Origin of the sequence: Pseudoalteromonas sp. SK18 (genome assembly GCF_001974855.1) — a bacterium.
In the GTDB taxonomy this organism is placed as follows: Bacteria; Pseudomonadota; Gammaproteobacteria; order Enterobacterales; family Alteromonadaceae; genus Pseudoalteromonas.
In genome coordinates, this window is sequence record NZ_MTQB01000001.1 from 299,846 (window position 1) to 318,203 (window position 18,358).

General features: G+C 41.2%; 15 protein-coding genes and 4 tRNA genes. 3 read left to right on the top strand and 16 right to left on the bottom strand.

What is annotated here, in order from left to right:
* Nucleotides 1-17 precede the first annotated feature (17 nt).
* The 14 genes from BW139_RS01420 to xerD all read right to left on the bottom strand — a co-directional run bounded on the left by BW139_RS01420 (nt 18) and on the right by xerD (nt 14,395).
* On the bottom strand, nt 18-1,694 hold the full coding sequence (locus BW139_RS01420) for a P-loop NTPase fold protein (protein WP_076918415.1): 1,677 nt from the start codon (nt 1,692-1,694) through the stop codon (nt 18-20).
* A gap of 209 nt (nt 1,695-1,903) precedes the next feature.
* Nucleotides 1,904-3,280 (bottom strand): Na+/H+ antiporter NhaC family protein, encoded by a 1,377-nt coding sequence (locus tag BW139_RS01425; RefSeq protein WP_076918416.1) that lies wholly within the window; start codon nt 3,278-3,280, stop codon nt 1,904-1,906.
* Nucleotides 3,281-3,360: 80 nt separating this feature from the next.
* On the bottom strand, nt 3,361-5,019 hold the full coding sequence (gene pbp4b / locus BW139_RS01430) for a penicillin binding protein PBP4B (protein WP_083708623.1): 1,659 nt from the start codon (nt 5,017-5,019) through the stop codon (nt 3,361-3,363).
* A gap of 9 nt (nt 5,020-5,028) precedes the next feature.
* On the bottom strand, nt 5,029-6,204 hold the full coding sequence (locus BW139_RS01435) for an exo-beta-N-acetylmuramidase NamZ domain-containing protein (protein ID WP_076918418.1): 1,176 nt from the start codon (nt 6,202-6,204) through the stop codon (nt 5,029-5,031).
* A gap of 734 nt (nt 6,205-6,938) precedes the next feature.
* A tRNA-Arg gene (locus BW139_RS01440) sits at nt 6,939-7,015 on the bottom strand.
* A gap of 48 nt (nt 7,016-7,063) precedes the next feature.
* Nucleotides 7,064-7,140, bottom strand: a tRNA-Arg gene (locus BW139_RS01445).
* A gap of 45 nt (nt 7,141-7,185) precedes the next feature.
* Nucleotides 7,186-7,262: transfer RNA gene (locus BW139_RS01450), tRNA-Arg, on the bottom strand.
* Between the two features lie 35 nt (nt 7,263-7,297).
* Nucleotides 7,298-7,390: transfer RNA gene (locus BW139_RS01455), tRNA-Ser, on the bottom strand.
* 128 nt (nt 7,391-7,518) lie between these two features.
* A complete protein-coding gene (locus BW139_RS01460; protein WP_008110673.1) occupies nt 7,519-7,701 on the bottom strand; it encodes a hypothetical protein in 183 nt (60 codons plus the stop codon).
* A 354-nt stretch (nt 7,702-8,055) separates the two neighbouring features.
* Nucleotides 8,056-9,591 (bottom strand): lysine--tRNA ligase, encoded by a 1,536-nt coding sequence (lysS, locus tag BW139_RS01465; RefSeq protein ID WP_076918419.1) that lies wholly within the window; start codon nt 9,589-9,591, stop codon nt 8,056-8,058.
* A 26-nt stretch (nt 9,592-9,617) separates the two neighbouring features.
* A protein-coding gene (gene prfB, locus BW139_RS01470; protein ID WP_131691647.1) for a peptide chain release factor 2 occupies nt 9,618-10,716 on the bottom strand; the annotation gives its coding sequence in 2 pieces (ribosomal slippage) (nt 9,618-10,640 and nt 10,642-10,716; 1,098 coding nt in all).
* A gap of 145 nt (nt 10,717-10,861) precedes the next feature.
* Nucleotides 10,862-12,583: a single-stranded-DNA-specific exonuclease RecJ gene (gene recJ / locus BW139_RS01475; protein ID WP_076918420.1), complete on the bottom strand. Its 1,722-nt coding sequence runs from the start codon at nt 12,581-12,583 to the stop codon at nt 10,862-10,864.
* 84 nt (nt 12,584-12,667) lie between these two features.
* A complete protein-coding gene (gene dsbC / locus BW139_RS01480) occupies nt 12,668-13,396 on the bottom strand; it encodes a bifunctional protein-disulfide isomerase/oxidoreductase DsbC (RefSeq protein ID WP_076918421.1) in 729 nt (242 codons plus the stop codon).
* Between the two features lie 72 nt (nt 13,397-13,468).
* Entirely contained in the window at nt 13,469-14,395 is a 927-nt protein-coding gene (gene xerD / locus BW139_RS01485) for a site-specific tyrosine recombinase XerD (RefSeq protein WP_076918422.1), read from the bottom strand.
* 105 nt (nt 14,396-14,500) lie between these two features.
* On the opposite strand from xerD, the gene fldB reads away from it, so the two are divergent.
* Nucleotides 14,501-15,022 carry a flavodoxin FldB gene (fldB, locus tag BW139_RS01490; RefSeq protein WP_008467792.1) on the top strand — a complete coding sequence of 174 codons (522 nt, stop codon included), beginning with the start codon at nt 14,501-14,503 and terminating at the stop codon, nt 15,020-15,022.
* Nucleotides 15,023-15,068: 46 nt separating this feature from the next.
* Here the strand turns inward: fldB and BW139_RS01495 are convergent, their stop codons facing one another.
* Both BW139_RS01495 and BW139_RS01500 read right to left on the bottom strand, forming a co-directional pair.
* A complete protein-coding gene (locus BW139_RS01495) occupies nt 15,069-15,527 on the bottom strand; it encodes a DUF2147 domain-containing protein (RefSeq protein ID WP_076918423.1) in 459 nt (152 codons plus the stop codon).
* 81 nt (nt 15,528-15,608) lie between these two features.
* The gene (locus BW139_RS01500; protein ID WP_008110657.1) at nt 15,609-16,307 is read right to left on the bottom strand and encodes a tRNA1(Val) (adenine(37)-N6)-methyltransferase; all 699 of its coding nucleotides are present in this window, start codon (nt 16,305-16,307) and stop codon (nt 15,609-15,611) included.
* A gap of 76 nt (nt 16,308-16,383) precedes the next feature.
* On the opposite strand from BW139_RS01500, the gene srmB reads away from it, so the two are divergent.
* Nucleotides 16,384-17,610, top strand: coding sequence for an ATP-dependent RNA helicase SrmB (srmB, locus tag BW139_RS01505; RefSeq protein ID WP_076918424.1), 1,227 nt, complete (start codon nt 16,384-16,386; stop codon nt 17,608-17,610).
* Between the two features lie 254 nt (nt 17,611-17,864).
* A complete protein-coding gene (locus BW139_RS01510) occupies nt 17,865-18,185 on the top strand; it encodes a BON domain-containing protein (protein WP_008467785.1) in 321 nt (106 codons plus the stop codon).
* Nucleotides 18,186-18,358 lie beyond the last annotated feature (173 nt).

Here is an 18,358-nt window from a genome sequence, read left to right on the forward strand (position 1 = left end):
GCGCTGCACAGAGATAGTTAACTATCGCCCATGTAATCTAATGGTGAAGAAAGCTCTATAAAATCACGGTAGTGCTCTTTAGTAATTTCTTCATAGCCATCTTTTATGTAAATGTAACTTAACCACAAGAGTGTAATATTGCCTACCCTAGGCTTTCTGACATCAGCATTTGCTAAGTTTTGTTCAGCGCTATGAAGTGCTGTTACGTTCTCACTACTTGAACTAAACATTAGAGTCACAGAATTTGTTGTATTATTAAATACTCTGCAAAAGATACTATCTATAAATTCAGTTAGTTTTATAGAGTAATTCCCAGTAGCAAAATTATTATTTCTACTTGTCATTTGACCTAAGTAAAATGAATTTGTGTAAGATAATGGTTCAATAAAATATTTTATCTCTGCTAGTTGTTGTACGCCTTGAATGCTCTGTTTTAAAAAATTATTTAAGCTTATATTTCGTACTTCGCCTTTATGGTTTTTTCCATCTCGTTTAAACCTTCCAGTAATTATCTCTTCATAAAGTGAGTGGTCTTTTTCATAGATACAAAACAAAACAGCGAGCACAAGTACATCAACTTTTTTACCACTTGGTAAATTTGCAATAATAGCTGTCATTCGTTCAGTAATTTGAATGGCTGTTCTTGCTGATACGTGAAAAGCATCTAATACAACAGAAATATTAGCTAAAGCAGTTTCGGGTGTTTCTGTGCGGGGGAGTAGCTCAATATTTTTACTTTTTAAATACGCAGACTCAAATTTAGTTGTATCGCTATGTACCGATAAAAAATCTTTTAAAACAGGCCGCTTTAAGCTGTAGCGACTATTAAAAAAACGGCCTAGGTAAATCTTAGCATCAAACCCTTCGCCGTATATTGATTTAATTGTATGTTGCAGTTGCTCAGTATCTGTAGCCACAACAAACACAATGCCTTTAACATCAAAAATATGTTTAATCGTCTCTAACATTTCTACCGCATAACTTGGGCGACAGCGATCTAATTCATCAATAAAAATAAATATGGGTAGCGACTTACCTTCCTGCTTTTCAAACTTACTTACCCAGTCTGCTAACTTGGATTTGATTACTTCGATGCTTTTATTCTTTGCTTCATGATCTTTAATCAAATTTTGTGCAAGCGCTTTTACTGCTGGTGAAAAGTCGCTACCAGTCAGCTTATTGGTATTTTGATTCTGATCGTTATCAATTTCATCATCGGAAAATAACAGTGCATGCAGTTCATCTATATCTATACCTGATATTTTTTTAGTTAAACCTTGTGCAATAGCAGGTGCTACAGCCTTAAACATCGAAACTGCGCTTTTGGGAATAGTTATATCAAATTTCGCCTGAAGTTGTAGCTGCTTAATAATCCCCGAAATTACAGTTAAAAATGGATCGTCTGAATAGTCTTGCTGCCATGCATCAATATATACAACAGGATAATTTACAATTAGTTCTTTTGACCAACGCTTAAGGAAGTAAGTTTTACCTGCCCCCCATTCAGCATTGAGATTTAATACATAGTTTTTCTTTTGCTCTTCATCAGGCTTACTTTTGTCAAAACCTTCTTGAGCCAATAGCCTTGATAAGAATGTGGCATAACGAGCACGATCTAATTTATCAGCAGGAAAATACTCCCCCAGTGAACGGTTGGTTGGCTTGTTCCAGTTGAAGTCTTTAATATCGTGCATTTAATTTCCCTTTAAATCATTCTTTTTCATATAGTGCCATACAACATTCAATAAACGTAACCTATTAATAAAAAGCTATTATTATTTATCTCTGCGTAGCGCGTAGCGCCTCGGTGTTCTCGGTGGTGATCAATCTTAAACAAAAAAGCCTGCACTAAGCAGGCTTTTGATTAACTCACTTTGTTGGGTTTCGCTACGCTCTACCCAACCTACAAAACAATTAAGCTCGTTACTAAGTACGCCATAAACGTTAGGCCGCCGCCCACTAACGCATAGGGTAACTGGGTTTTAACGTGGGTGAGTAGGTCACAGCCTGAGGCAATGGCCGATACTGCGCTGGTGTCGGATATAGGGGAGCAGTGATCGCCAAATATCCCGCCGCCTAGAATAGCGCCTACCACCAGCGATGGCGGCAAACCAAGCGCTTGAATAAGCGGTACGCCAATGGGGATAAGTATGGCAAATGTGCCCCACGAGGTGCCTGTAGTAAACGACATAACCGCACCGGTTAAAAACAGTACTGGCACTATTAAATATATTGGTAAGTAATCGCCAACCAAAGATGCCACGAACACGCCTGTACCTAGCTCTTTTAAGCTTGCGCCCAAGGTGAGCGAGAGCAATACAATACTTACCAGTGGAAGTAATTCGCCCATGCCTTTAAAGCCGGTATCGACTAATTGATGGTGTGTAAACTGGCGCGAACTAATCATTAAACAATAAGCCACAACAATAGCCAACACCGTGGCATACAATACCGATTTTGAACCACTGCCCTCGGCAAGTACCCCGTTACCGGTGTAAAACATAAAACCGACCATGCTAACAATTAGCGTAAGCAATGGCACTAGCATAAAGCGTGCTTTAGAGCCTTTTACTTCTTCTTTTAGTTCGGTCTTTTGTAGCTCTAGTTTTTGTTCAGCCACTTTCATTGGCCCATGTACTTTATCGAACGCAATGGTATAAAAAACAATAACCAAGGTAATTATGGCGTAAAAATTATAGCCTACACTGCCCCACAATACCGATACCGCCGACTCACCTAATTCGTAATTACCTAACAAGCCCAGTACAAATGCACCCCAGCCATTTAATAATATTAAAATACACACAGGGGCGCTGGTGCTATCGATTATATAAGCCAAGCGCGCGCGGCTCATTTTAAATTTATCGAACAGGCCGCGAGATAAAATACCCGAGGTAAGCACACTTAAGTTTGACTCTATAAATACCGCTACGCCGGTAAACATAGTTAAAAAGCCTACTTGGCGCTTACTTTTTGCAACACCTTTGTTCATCAGCAAATTAACGGTAGCAGCAACACCGCCAGACTCGCGAATATAGGCCAGTAATGCGCCTATTAAAATACTAAAGATGAGTATACGGGTATTACCTGGCGAGCTTGCTACCGAAATAATGCGCTCTATGGTATTTAAAAATGTATTAAATACGCTATTTCCTTCGCCCTGAATGGCCAGTAAGAACTCAGATGAAGCCACTGCCACCAAAAGTGCCATAATCACTTCTTTACGCCAAAACACGATAGCAATGGCAATCAGTGGCGGTAAAATAGAATACCAATGCATAAACAAACCTTATTTATTTTTATAATGACGACGCTTTACTTAACTTAATAGATATAAGCACTTAAGTCACTTACTAACGCTTATTGATTTAATAATGCCTCATATATTAATGAAACAATAGAACCATATTGAGCTGTTTCAAAATTTTTCCCCACAAACTGATAACGTTTTTCACTACCTTTAATTGGTGAATGGCGTGCATTGGTAAGCAAAACAATAGCTAAATCGTAAGCGGGATCAATCACTGTTACTGTGCCAGTCCAACCTGTGTGTCCATAAGCTTGTGGGCTGGCATACGGGCCAAAGTGCCAGCGCCGCGCCTGATTATTTCCAGCAAGACGAAAACCTAAGCCGTAGGTTTCATCGGTACTTTGTGGGGTTAAAAACTGCGCCAAGCTGCTGGCATTAAAAATTTGCTTATCGCCGTAACCGCCCTTGTTGAGTAACACTTGGCATAAAACGGCTAAATCGGGGGCATTACTAAATAGTCCGGCATGGCCTGCTACACCATCAAGTGAGTAAAAAGCACGCTCATCATGCACCTGTCCTTGCAACACATTGGTGCGAATATTATCAAAATGAATACGGCCATCTCGGGTATTACCACTAAGCTCTGTGGCGGCAAATTGCTGACGGTTAAAGCCTTTTTTAAGGGGGTTAAATAAAGTGTTGTTAAGCTTTAAAGGCGCGTAAATATGCTGCTCTAGGTATTCGTCGAGTGATTGGCCGCTAATACGCTCAATTAAAACCCCTAAAATCATGTAATCAATGTCAGAGTAAACATGCTGGGCGCTTGGCTCACTGGCTAGTGGCACGCTGGTGAGTAGTAATTGTTTGGTGGTGTCGCTGGCTTGTGAAAAAAACACCTCGCCATAGCGGGTGTCTTTTCGATGAAAGTCGAACACTGGCGGATAACCGGCTTTATGAGTGAGTAAGTCTTTAACTTGGCGCAGCTCTCGTCCATCGCCTTGGTATTCTGTTAGGTAATCACTCACCCTATTATTTATATTTAACCGCCCTTCGCTCACAAGCTTCATTAGCGCAAAGTTAGTGGCAAATATTTTGGTGTTTGAGGCTAAATCAAAGAGTGTGTTTGTTTGCATGGGCTCTGGGCGTAATAACATTAAGTCATTTTGCTGATATTGCTTGGCATCACCATAAGCGGTTAATTTTAATATCTTACCCGCTTTAATTACCGCTAATACCGCACCAGGAAAGCCCGCACTTACATCTTTTTCTATTAGCTTATCTACCGCACTAAAATCAATAGTTTTAGCCGCAGAGCTATTTAGAGTAGCAAAGGCAAATCGCAGCGTTAAACTGCCGTCAGCAGGTTGAATGTTATCAACCTTAAAAGTGTTAACTCCGTTGTGAGTGTACTGCCCTAAATTAAAGGCATACTCAGTATTTTTTTGCAGGGTATCAAGCGCTAACTTTTTATTATTAATATAAATATCGGCACTTAAGGCACTTTCATTTTGTAGTAATAATTGCCCACGCCCTTTATACGCTTTAAAGGTGCCACGATTATTTACATATTCTCGGCTACTGGGGTTGGGCTCAGGAAAGGTGGCAATAACTTGCGCATTAGCGAGGCTCTGTATTTGATTAGGAATAAACGGGCGCTGAGATTTAATTGCACTGCTTGCGCCACTACAACCGGTAATAATAAAACAAAGCGCAATAGTCAGCGCGTTAAAAAAAGTACGCCTTGCTAGCACGGAAAAATTTAAATACACACACATTCCTTATTGGTAGAGCAAATAAGGCGCTCTTTGCTGTTTAAATTGCTCAAGCCCCGCTTGCCAGCTTTGTTTAATTTGCGCTGCCGACTCACCTGCTTCTATGGCGAGTCTGAGCTGATCAGTTCCTGCGAGTTTATCCATAAAGTCGGCACTCTCAAAAAACAGCTGTTTAGCCTGAGTCAGTTGCTGGTAAGCATTAATTAAATAATTTAAGTTTAAGCCAGTGGTATCACTATGGCGTAAATCAATCCCTTTCACTAGCTGGTTTTTAAATTTAGGGTCAAGCGCTGCGCCTTTTATTGAGCGAGGGGTAAAGCTAAAGTCCCCAAGTGCTATCGGTGAATAACCAATAACCTGAAATGCAAAGTCGGTACCTCTACCTATGCTAACAGGGGTTGCCTCAAAAAAGCACAACGAGGGATAAAGCGCTATTGACTGATCGTTGGGTAAATTAGGGCTTGGTTTTACCGGCAAACTATATGGTGTTGTGCGGGTGTAATGATCAACAGCAATGACGCTCAGCTGTAACTCAGCCGCTTGATTGATCCAGCCCTCGCCTTTGATCATTTTAGCTAGCTCGCCTACCGTCATACCATGCAGTACAGGGATTGGGTGCATACCCACAAACGATTTAAACTGCGGCTCTAAAATTGGCCCGTCAATGTGGCTAATATTAGGGTTTGGCCTATCTAGTACTATAAATTCAACGCCTAGCTCAGCAGCTGCTTCCATCATGTAATGCATAGAGCTAATGTAAGTATAAAAACGTACGCCCACATCTTGAATATCAAAAATAATGATATCAACATCGCTTAGCACCTTGGCGCTTGGTTTTTTGTTTTTACCGTAAATAGAAATCAGTGGAATGCCGGTTTTGCTATCAACGGCGTTTTTAACATACGCTCCCGCGTCATGATCGCCTCGAAAGCCATGCTCAGGTGCAAAAATTTTAGTAATATTGATGTTTTTAGCCAGCAAGCTATCAACTAAATGCGTTTGCCCCACTACAGAAGTTTGATTAACCACCAGCCCTACACGCTTATTTTTTAATTGCGGTAAGTACAAAGCAAACTGCTCTGCACCTACGGCGATTGTATGTTTAGCCTCATTTACGTGTGCGGTAACAGTAAAAAGTGCGCTTAAAATAAATAAGAATATAAAAAATACGGTTTTAAACATACAGCAAGATCCTTTTAAACAAGACGTTTAAAATAACACAGCCGAGTTTAAAGAGCAGCTTAGGTTTTAGGTTTTAGGTTTTAGGTTTTAGGTTTTAGGTTTTAGGTTTTAGGTTTTAGGAATGAGAAGCTGCGCTGCTAATATAAGCAAGTTCTTTGTGCATTTAGGTTTTTAAGGGCGTTATTCACAAAGAGGTTAAGAGGCGCTGCGCTTTTAGAGAAGTGGCTGAATGTAAAATTTAGCGGTGTGCATAATTGGGTTTAACTAATATCTGAAAGCTTTCTCAGATTTCAGGCACAAAAAAACCGACTTAATGTCGGCTTATTTATGAAAGTGGTGGGCGCAGGACGTGTCTTGTAAGAGTGAACCTCCGACCGTCTGGTTCGTAGCTTACTACTTTTCCATATTCACTTTATTTCAGACATAAAAAAACCGACTTTCGTCGGTTTCTTTTCTATTAACTTTAATAGTAATAGAAAGTGGTGGGCGCAGGACGTATCTTTTAAGAGTGAACCTCTGACCGTCTGGTTCGTAGCTTGCTACTTTCCCATATTCACTTTATTTCAGGCACAAAAAAACCGACTTAATGTCGGCTTATGTATGAAAGTGGTGGGCGCAGGACGTATCTTCTAAGAGTGGACCTCCGACCGTCGAGTTCAAACCCTACTGCTCTTCCAATTTCACTTTATTTTAGGCACAAAAAAACCGACTTAATGTCGGCTTATGTATGAAAGTGGTGGGCGCAGGAGGATTCGAACCTCCGACCGCCTGGTTCGTAGCCAGGTACTCTATCCAGCTGAGCTATGCGCCCACTTTCATATTTACTTATTTATACTCTTAGCAGGAGTTGCAATGAAAGTGGTGGGCGCAGGAGGATTCGAACCTCCGACCGCCTGGTTCGTAGCCAGGTACTCTATCCAGCTGAGCTATGCGCCCACTTTCATTTTGCTTGTTTATACTCTTAGCAGAGTGTGTAAAGAGTGGTGGGCGCAGGAGGATTCGAACCTCCGACCGCCTGGTTCGTAGCCAGGTACTCTATCCAGCTGAGCTATGCGCCCATCTTTACGTTTACAAGATTTCGCCATTTAAAAAATGGTGGAGAGGGAGGGATTCGAACCCTCGATAGAGCTACAAACTCTATACTCCCTTAGCAGGGGAGCTCCTTCGGCCACTCGGACACCTCTCCGTCTTGTGGGGCGTATAATAAAGATTTCAGAAAATATGTCAAACACTTTTCTGACAAAAGTGACTATATGGCTATAGATTGCACACATGTCTGGTTTTAAAGTGTAATTAGTTTGAAAATTAATCAGATTAGGTATTTGGAGTGCTTGAGTTTACGCCCATCACTGGCACTAGTTCGTCAGTAAGTTCAGCAAGATATTGCTCTTGGTAGCCTAACTTCTGAAACTCAGCAATACACGCGCGGTAATAAGCTTGTCGCTCTTGCTCTGTGGTGCTCTCATCGGGTAAAGATTCTACTCGTTTAACTTTCATATTATTTCTCTAAGTCCTTTAGAAATTTTTATTTTTTACGACTAAGAATGACCGTGTACAAATTCCGGACATATTTTAGCTAAAAAATTCACATAAATACAACATAATGTTTAAAAAACAATCATACCAAAAAGTTATAGTACTGCTTTTATGTTACTAAGCAGTCGGCCAACTTTATGATAATGAAACTGAATTAAGAGTTAACACCCCTTTATACTTACACTTCATTATCAGTGTAGTACTTATTAATTAAAAGCCCTAATGGAAAGTTTAAGCAATGTCTCACAAACAATAGGGCAAAAAAAACGCCGCTAATTAGCGGCGTTAATAATTTTTTAGTTTATTCCTTCAAGCTTAGTCAGCTTGTGGGCGCATGTGCGGGAATAAAATAACATCTTTGATAGTTGATGAGTCAGTAAATAGCATCACTAAACGGTCAATACCAATGCCCTCACCTGCCGTAGGTGGTAAACCATACTCAAGTGCGCGAATGTAATCTTCATCGTAATGCATTGCTTCATCATCACCGGCGTCTTTCTCTTCAACTTGGCGAGTAAAGCGCTCAGCTTGATCTTGTGCATCGTTAAGCTCTGAGAAACCATTTGCAAGCTCACGTCCGCCAACAAAAAACTCAAAACGGTCAGTTACAAATGGGTTTTCGTCGTTACGACGTGCCAATGGCGATACTTCCCACGGGTAACCAGTAATAAATGTCGGTTGGATAAGCATATGCTCAGCCGTTTCTTCAAATATTTCACATAAGAACTTACCTGGGCCCCATACGCAGTTTTCAGGAATTTTAACGTGTACTTGTTTAGCGTACGCTTTTAATTCTTCAAAGTGGTTTTCTGGGTCGTTAAATACCGCAGCATCAAACTCAGGGTTATATTTTAAGATAGCATCTGCCATGCTTAAACGTGTGAACGGTTGACCAAAGTCATACTCTACTGAATCAACAACGTCGCCGTTTTCATCTTTAGTGGTGTTAACCACAATTGGGCTACCTAATACGTTAGTTGCTACTGTACGTAACATATCTTCGGTGATGTTCATTAAATCAATGTAGTCAGCGTACGCTTGGTAGAACTCAATCATAGTGAATTCTGGGTTGTGACGCGTTGATAACCCTTCGTTACGGAAGTTACGGTTAATTTCGAATACACGGTCAAAACCACCAACGACTAAACGCTTTAAGTAAAGCTCAGGCGCAATACGTAAGTACATGTCGATATCAAGCGCATTATGATGAGTTACAAACGGACGTGCCGATGCGCCACCAGGGATAACCTGTAGCATTGGCGTTTCTACTTCCATAAAGTCGCGGTCTGCTAAAAAGCGACGAATACCTTCAACCACTTGTGAGCGAATACGGAATGTTTCACGCGTTGCTTCGTTAGTAATTAAATCAACATAACGTTGACGGTATTTAGTTTCTTGATCTGATAAGCCATGGAATTTTTCTGGTAGCGGGCGAAGTGACTTAGTCAGTAGTTCGTACTCAGCCATATCTACGTATAAATCGCCTTTACCCGATTTATTAAGCGGACCTTTAACACCAATAATATCGCCAATATCGAGTTGGCCATATTTTGCTTTTAAATCTTTTTGAACGTCTTTTGATGCGTAAACTTGTACACGGCCTTTCATATCTTGAATAGACATAAATGGACCACGCTTAGCAAGAATACGACCGGCAATCGATACTACATACTGTAATTCGATTAACTCTTCTTTACTCTTATCACCAAACTCAGCCTGCAAATCTGCCGTGTAATGCTCACGACGGAATTGGTTTGGATGACCGTTGGCTGGGCAATTTTCGCGAATAGCGTCTAATTTGCCGCGACGCTCAGCGATTAACTTATTTTCGTCTTGGATTTGATCAGTCATTTTTTAGCTCTTTTTTAGCTTGGTGGTTATAAACCAGATTTTAAGCTGGCTTCAATAAATTTATCTAGGTCGCCATCGAGTACCGCTTGTGTGTTACGGTTTTCAACGCCAGTACGTAAATCTTTAATACGCGAGTCATCAAGTACGTATGAACGAATTTGACTTCCCCAGCCAATATCAGACTTGTTGTCTTCTTGGCTTTGCTTTTCAGCATTTTGCTGTTGTAGCTCAAGCTCAAATAATTTCGCTTTTAATTGCTTCATTGCTTGGGCTTTATTTTTATGTTGTGAACGCTCGTTTTGACATTGCACCACGGTGTTGGTTGGTACGTGGGTAATACGTACTGCCGATTCAGTGGTATTTACGTGCTGACCACCCGCGCCTGATGCACGGTAAACGTCTATACGTAAGTCAGACGGATTAATATCAATCTCAATGTTGTCATCAACTTCTGGGTAAACAAACGCAGATGCAAACGAAGTATGACGACGGCCACTTGAATCAAATGGGCTTTTACGAACTAGGCGGTGTACGCCTGTTTCAGTGCGTAACCAACCATAAGCGTATTCGCCAGAAAAACGTACCGTTGCGCCTTTAATACCAGCAACATCACCATCGGTCGCTTCAACTAGCTCTACTTTAAAGCCTTTAGCTTCACCCCAGCGTAAGTACATACGCAGTAAAATATTACACCAGTCTTGTGCTTCAGTACCGCCAGAGCCTGACTGTAAATCAAGGTAAGCATCGTTTGAGTCGTGAGTACCTGAAAACATACGACGAAACTCGAGCCCTTCAAGCTGCTGGTTTAAATCAGCTAGTTCGCTTTGTGCTTCATCAAAGGTGTCTTGATCTTCAGCTTCAACAGCAAGCTCTACTAAACCTTCAACGTCGTCAGTACCGGCTACTAATGTGTCAATGGTTTCAACCACGGCTTCTAGTGCTGACTTTTCACGACCAAGGGCTTGTGCGCGCTCAGGCTCATTCCATACGGCTGAATCTTCAAGTTCGGCGTTAACTTCTTCTAAACGTTCTTGTTTAAGAGCGTAGTCAAAGGTACCCCCGAAGCAGTTCAGTACGTTCGCGAATTTCCTTGATTTGATTAATCACAGGATTCACTTCAAACATGTACATTACTCCAAAATGGCTAGGTTATTGCGCACTTAAAAAAGAGACCGAGCGCAATTAAAAATCATTAAATAATAAAAACGCCCGATTTTAACAAAAAACCGCGCGTTTTATTAGCCTTTTATGCATGGTTTGAAGATATTTTTTAGCCCACTTTTTCAAGCTCTCTAACTATAAGTTGTAAGCTAAATTTACCTCTAAATTCATTTATATCGAGCTGATACGCTACTTTAACAAACTGCGCCTCGGTATCTGGCCACGCTTTTACATCAATCCCAAAGGCAATGGCATCCACTAAGCGTGCAGACTGATGCTTTAATACTAGCTTTAAGTGTTTTTCACCCACAATACGCTGCTGGATTACTTCAAAGGTGTGTTCAAATATCGGCTCAGGAAACTGCTGCCCCCACGGGCCCGATTGTTTTAAAAGCTGGGCAAAATCCATGCTAAAGCAATCATTAGGTAGCTCACCATCGGTAAATACAATACAGCGTTTACTTTCTTCGCTGAGTTGCTCGCTAACCGCACTATCAAACGCGCGTTTGAACTCAGCAAATTGCTGCTCGTTAATACTTAAACCTGCCGCCATTGCGTGGCCGCCAAATTTATTAATTAAACCAGGCTGCGCAGTGTTTAATCCCTCTAGTAGGTCGCGCATATGCAAGCCTTCAATAGAGCGACATGAGCCTTTAATTTCACCATTTTCGCCACCGGCAAATATCACGGTTGGGCGATGGTATTTTTCTTTTAAGCGCCCCGCTAAAATACCAATAACGCCTTGGTGCCAATCGTCTTGATACAAACAAATAGCATCAGGCACACTGTCTTCTTTAAATGCCAATCTATCGAGCACGGCTTGCGCCTCTACTTGCATACCTTGCTCTATTTCACGTCTGGCAAAGTTTAAGCTATCAAGCTCGCCAGCTATGCGCCTAGCTTGATTTATGTCGGTACTGAGTAAGCAGGCTATACCTAAACTCATGTCATCTAAACGCCCTGCGGCATTTAAACGTGGCGCCAATGAAAAGCCAAAATCGCTGGCACTTAAACGAGCCGCATTGCGATTAGCTACTTCAATCAGTGCGGTAATGCCTGGGCGAGTTTTACCGCTGCGAATTCGAGCCAGCCCTTGATGTACTAACGTACGGTTATTTGCATCCAGTGCCACCACATCGGCCACCGTACCTAGCGCTACAATATCAAGCAAATCAGCAATATTCGGCATAGGATGTTGGTTAAAGTAGCCTTGTTCACGCAGCGCACTTCTCAGTGCGATAAGTAAATAAAACGCCACACCAACACCGGCTATCGACTTAGAGGGAAAATCACAGTCATGGCGGTTAGGATTAACAATAGCATCGGCATTAGGCAGTTGCTCGCCTTGTAAGTGGTGATCTGTAACCAGCACTTTAATGCCTGCGGCTTTAACAATATCAATGCCTGCAACACACGAAATCCCGTTATCTACGGTGATCACTAAATCAGGCTGAATAGTCACTATTTGCTCAGCCAATGCTGGGCTTAAACCATAACCTAGACTAAAGCGGTCTGGCACTAAGTAATCTAAATGGGTAAAGCCAAACATGGCTAGCCCTTGCATTAAGGTGGCAGTGCTGGTTGCGCCGTCGGCGTCAAAGTCGCCAACAATAAGTATTTTGCTTTGTGCATGCAGTGCATCAATTAACAGCTGGCTAGCTTTGTCTATATCTTTAAATAACTTAAAGTCGAGTAAAGTGGCCGCACTATTATTTAATTCATCAGCATGGCAGACGTTACGCGTGGCATAAATTTGCTTAATAACAGGGTGTAGATGACTTGGTAGGTGAGAGTCGTCAACGGGTTCTCGCGCGATGATCATTTTTTTCATGCTGGTTTTTAACTTATGATGTTCATAGCAAAAAGACAAAAAAAGGCCATAAAGGCCTTTTTAGACAGTTACTCAGGTTTTTAATTAACCTGCTTTGTTGGCCTCAAGCGCAGCGCTTAATGCGGCTGCTGGTTGGTAGCCTGGGATCATGGTGCCATCTTCTAAAATAATAGCCGGTGTACCACTAATACCAAAACTTTGGCCTAATTGGTAATGCTCTGCTACAGGGGCGCTACAGCCTTTTACAATTTGTGTATCTGCACCCGATTTAGCTTCAGTAAGTGCTCCTTGCTGATCTTTAGCACACCATACATTCATTAAATCAGCATAACCTGACCCTTGTAGGCCACCACGTGGAAACGCTAGGTATTTAACCGTAATGCCCGATTCAAGTAGGTCATCAAGCTCACGGTGTAATTTACGACAGTAACCACAGCTAATATCGGTAAACACGGTAATGCTGTGTTTTTCTTCTGGCGCTTTATACACGATCATTGAATCTTCGTATTCTTTTAACCCTGATTGGCGCACACCGTTAAGTGCTTGCTCGGTCAAATTACTACGGTTGTTTAAATCGATTAGTGTGCCTTGCATTAAAAATTGACCGTCTGGGCTTGCATATAGTACCCCTTTATTAGTGATCAATTCTTTTAAGCCTGCAACTGGGCTTGGGTTAATTTGTTTAACAGTTACCCCTAGCGCGGCAAATTTTGTCACGATAGGATCTGTAGCATCCGGAGTGACTGCAACGCTATTAGCAAAAGCGCTCAAACTAGTGCACAACATGGCACCTGCTAACATTAATTTTTTCATAACGGGTTCTCTATCCTAAAAATACTTATCTTATCGTGTCTATATGACCGGCTTAGTGACAAAAAAATTCGCTTAAGCACGAGGATGATGCTCAGCATGCACCGATTTTAATCGCTCATTCGCTACATGCGTATAAATTTGGGTAGTTGATAGGTCGCTGTGGCCAAGCATCATCTGCACCACACGCAAGTCAGCCCCATGATTTAATAAATGCGTTGCAAATGCATGTCGCAAGGTATGGGGTGATAACGGCGACTCAACGGATGCCAAAATAGCATAGTGTTTAATCCGATGCCAAAAAGTTTGTCGTGTCATGCCTACCCCTCGTTTAGAAGGAAATACAAAATCGGTGGCGTGTTTTATCATTTGTGCGCGCCCGAGCTTTAAAAACTGCTCGAGCCAATACATAGCTTCTTCACCTAAAGGCACTAACCGCTCTTTGTTTCCTTTACCTTTTACAAACACCACAGCTTGGCGCAAATTTATTTGCTCCATTCTCAGCCCCACCAGCTCAGTTACCCGCAAGCCTGTTGCATACAAGAGCTCTAGCATGGCTTTGTCGCGCAATCCCATTGCTTCTTCTATATTGGGGGCACTTAATAGCGCCTCTACTTCGGCCTCAGAAAGCGTTTTTGGTAACGACTGCCCCGCTTTAGGCTGAGCAATATTAACCATAGGTGAGTCGCTAATTATTTTTTCGCGTACAAAATACTGATAAAAACGTTTTAATGCACTAATACTGCGCGCAGTACTGCGTGGCTTTAACCCCAAATCAACACGATGTGCCAGGTAACTTTCAACATCTAAGCTGGTTACCGTCATTAAGTTTTCGCCTTTTAAAAATTGACAAAACTTATCTAAGTCACTGCGATAAGCGCTCAGTGTGTTTTCACTTACGCCTTGCTCTAAATAGAGGCTATCTAAAAAGGTTTCTAAAAAGTCGCTATTGCTGCTTAGCTCAGTATTTTGTTCAGGTAAATCGTCAGATAGCGTTGTCACGTTGTGATCTCATGTTGGTAATACCACGGGAGAAGGTATCAATTAAAAATACCTTACGGTAAACTTGAGCCTATCATAACAGGCAATTACACAGTGATAAATACGATGCAGATTGGTTTATTTTTTGGTTCTACTACCTGCTATACCGAAATGGCGGCAGAAAAAATACGCGATATTATTGGCGCCGACATTGTCAGCTTACATAATATTAAAGACGAGCCGCTTAAAAACGCTGAGCAATATGACTTTATCATTTTTGGTATTTCTACGTGGGACTTTGGGGAAATTCAAGAAGATTGGGAATCAAAGTGGGACGACATAAAAGACGTTGACCTAAATGGTAAAACTATCGCCTTATTTGGTATGGGCGATCAGCAAGGGTATGGCCAGTGGTTTCAAGATGCGTTAGGTATGTTGCACGATGAAATAAATGCTCAAGCCATTACTCAACTTGGCTTTTGGCCTAACGACAGTAATTACGAATTTGAAGCGTCTAAAGCCCTTACCGAAGACGGTAAACAATTTGTAGGTTTAGCATTAGACGAAGACAGTCAGTACGAGCTAAGCGACGAGCGTATTGCCACTTGGGTAGAACAAGTGATGACAGAGTACGCTGAAACCCTATAACTCAGCGTGCAAAGAGCGCTGCTATGCAGCGCTTTTTAATCCTTAACTATTCTACTTTTAACCAATATTGATTACGGTAGAAAAAGCCCACATAACCACGCACTTCTAACTGTTCACCATTTTGCTGCAAAGTTAGGCGCACGCTGTAGGTTTTACCATTATTGGGGTCGAGTATTTCACCGTCTTCCCAACTACCATCACCCGCATAAGTGACACCTTCAATAATGGTCATACCCAACATCGGCTGATTCTTTTTATCACCATCACACTCGGTGCAAAGTGCATCTTGCTTATTTTTATTGAGTATTGTTTCAATTTTGCCAGTCAGTACACCATCTTGCTCAGTAATACGCACGTACGACTTTGCTTCTTTGGTGTCTTCATTAATTGTTTTCCAAAGCCCAACCGGTGTGGGGTTAGCTAATAACTTAAATGAGGCAAAAATACTGCCGACCAAAAATCCCATCAACAGCGAGTTAGCTCTTTTTTTATTCAATAAATTCATTGCGTTACTATATTAGCGATTAATTAAGCCATAGTAACAATAAACAACCAGATGCAAAACTGTTTAAACACCCAGAACGCGCTACATTTTTAAATAAAATTCGCGGCACAACGCCTGATACTGTGAGGTATAGCTATTATCATCGGCTCTTATACATAACTGAGTTGTGCTTACTTCGCTTTGCTCATAGCTAAAGGTCATTAAGCTGCGAGTAAAAGATTTATGCGCCGTTGCTTGTACTTGGCAATGCGCGTTTAAATACAGCCCTTGCTGCTGCGCCAAGGTTATAAATAACTGCGCCTCTTCGCTAGGCAAAATTAAATTAAAACGTGCTTGTTTATGCGTTAAGCGTATAAACGCAGCAATGAGTTCTGCAAAGCTTAAACCATCAGTATGGCGAGCGGCATTTCGCGCTGCATTATCACTTTTTAAACTGTGATTAAAATAAGGCGGATTAGCTATAACGCAATCAAACTTAGTCTCAGGCGCAAACTGCTGAACGCACTGGTGATAAATATTAATGTCTGGCCAAGGGCTTTGCTGGCAGTTTTGTAAAGCTTGCTGGTAGGCGGCTTCATCAACCTCAACCGCACTCACTTTTAAATGTGGCGCTCGTTGCTTACACATTAACGCCAGTAACCCCGTGCCTGTGCCAATATCTAATAACGAACTTGCACCGTTTAAATCAGCCCATGCCCCGAGTAAAATACCATCGGTAGAGACCTTCATGGCGCACTGGTCGTGCTCAACCTTAAATTGTTTAAATGCAAAACCAGACATTTTTTCACCTTTTCATTCACCAAGTAGGTTTAAGTGCGTATAATTAACGGCAATTGTCCCCTATTTTTGACACTCTATGCAATTTTCTGAATTTGATCTTGATGATAAGCTACTTAATGCTATTAATAAAATGGGTTTTGAAACCCCCACTAGCATTCAACAACAAGCCATTCCTGAGGCGTTGCAAGGGCGCGATATTTTAGCGTCTGCACCAACAGGTACGGGTAAAACGGCGGCATTTTTAATTCCAGCAATTCAATATTTAATGGATTTCCCGCGTCGTGATCCGGGCTTTGCACGGGTATTAATTATGACCCCAACTCGCGAGCTTGCTTATCAAATTCATGAACAATGTGAGTTACTTGCAAAGCAAACCCACTTAAAAATTGGGGTGGTTACCGGCGGTATTAACTACGGTACACACAAAGAAATTTTTGAAAATAATAACGACATTTTAATCGCCACACCTGGGCGTTTAATGGAGTATTTGGAAACTGAAAACTTCCACGCAGAAAACGTAGAAATGCTTATTCTTGATGAAGCCGACCGCATGCTCGACATGGGTTTTCGTAAAGAAATGCTGCGTATTTGTGATGAAGCTAAAAATCGCCGTCAGTGCTTTTTATTCTCAGCCACCCTTGAAGGTGACAGCGTAGAGTTGTTTGCAGAGCGTATTTTAAACGACCCTGCTCTACTTGAAGCCGAATCATCACGCAAAGAAAAAGCTAAAATACACCAATGGGTTCATTTAGCCGACGATTACCATCATAAACTTGAGCTATTAGTTAACACCTTAAATGGCCCTGATGTTAGTAAAGCGATTGTGTTTGTAAAAACCCGTGAGCGTCTTGAAACCCTTATTGGTGAACTAACCAATAACGGCGTTAAAGCTGCGTGGCTGCGTGGTGAAATGCCACAAGATAAACGCATGAAAGCGATGGAAAATTTCCACAGTGGCAAAACTCGCATTTTAGTCGCGACCGATGTCGCTGCGCGCGGTATTGATGTAGCAGATATAAGCCATGTAATTAACTTTGATATGCCGCGCACTGCAGATGTTTACGTACACCGTATTGGCCGTACAGGTCGTGCAGGTAAAAAAGGCATAGCGATTTCACTAATTGAAGCGCACGACATTGGTATTCTTTACAAAGTAGAACGTTACATAGAGCAGAAGCTTAAACGCCGTGTATTTAAAGGATTAGAGCCGAAGCATAAAGAAGCTAAGCCACCGGTTAAAAAGCGTAAAGATCCAGTAAAAATGAAAGCAAAGAAAAAAGCCAAGGTTAAAAAGAAAAAGTAACCTTTGTTTTCTAACTTGTTTAATTTAGCCGACGTCTGTCGGCTTTTTTATGACTTATATTAATTTTATTAAAACAGTGAGTAAGCAATTCAAAGTAATATGTAAAAACTACTTAGCTGAATAACCACTTAACAAAATAACCAATAATTTCAATTGGTTAAATTTGGAATGAAACTTGTAACCCCTAACAGTATATGAGTATTAAAACGCCGAGTAACGGCGTTGCTTTTTAGTAACACACTAAGGATATAGTTATGAGTCGCATTAAATTTACTATCGGTTTTATTTCGTTTTGTTGTTTATTTTTATTAGCCTCTGCTTTTAACGTCAGTGCAGCAACGCATTTAGCAGTAGTGAGTAGTGTGGCCACACAACCTAATTTACAACAATCTATTACTCATGAGTTACGTACTAATCCAAATTTAGAATTAGAAAATTTAAACGTACGCGTTAATAACGGTGACGTTGAACTCAAAGGCGAAGCTAAAAACGGTTTTGAACGTGCTCTTGCACAAAAGTTTTTAGAAAATATGGATGGGGTTAAACGCATTAAAAATAATATCGCTATTATTTAAGGTCTGTTGACCTTTGTGAATTAAATTTTTAGTAAGCGCAGCGTGTTGCTTAAACACGCTGCGTTTTTTATTGTGCAAAATAAATATCTGCATAAAAATAAATTTAAATAATGGCTTACATAAAAGAGTGCAGCGCATCAGCCTGTGTAAAAACGCGCTGCAAGTGGGAAATT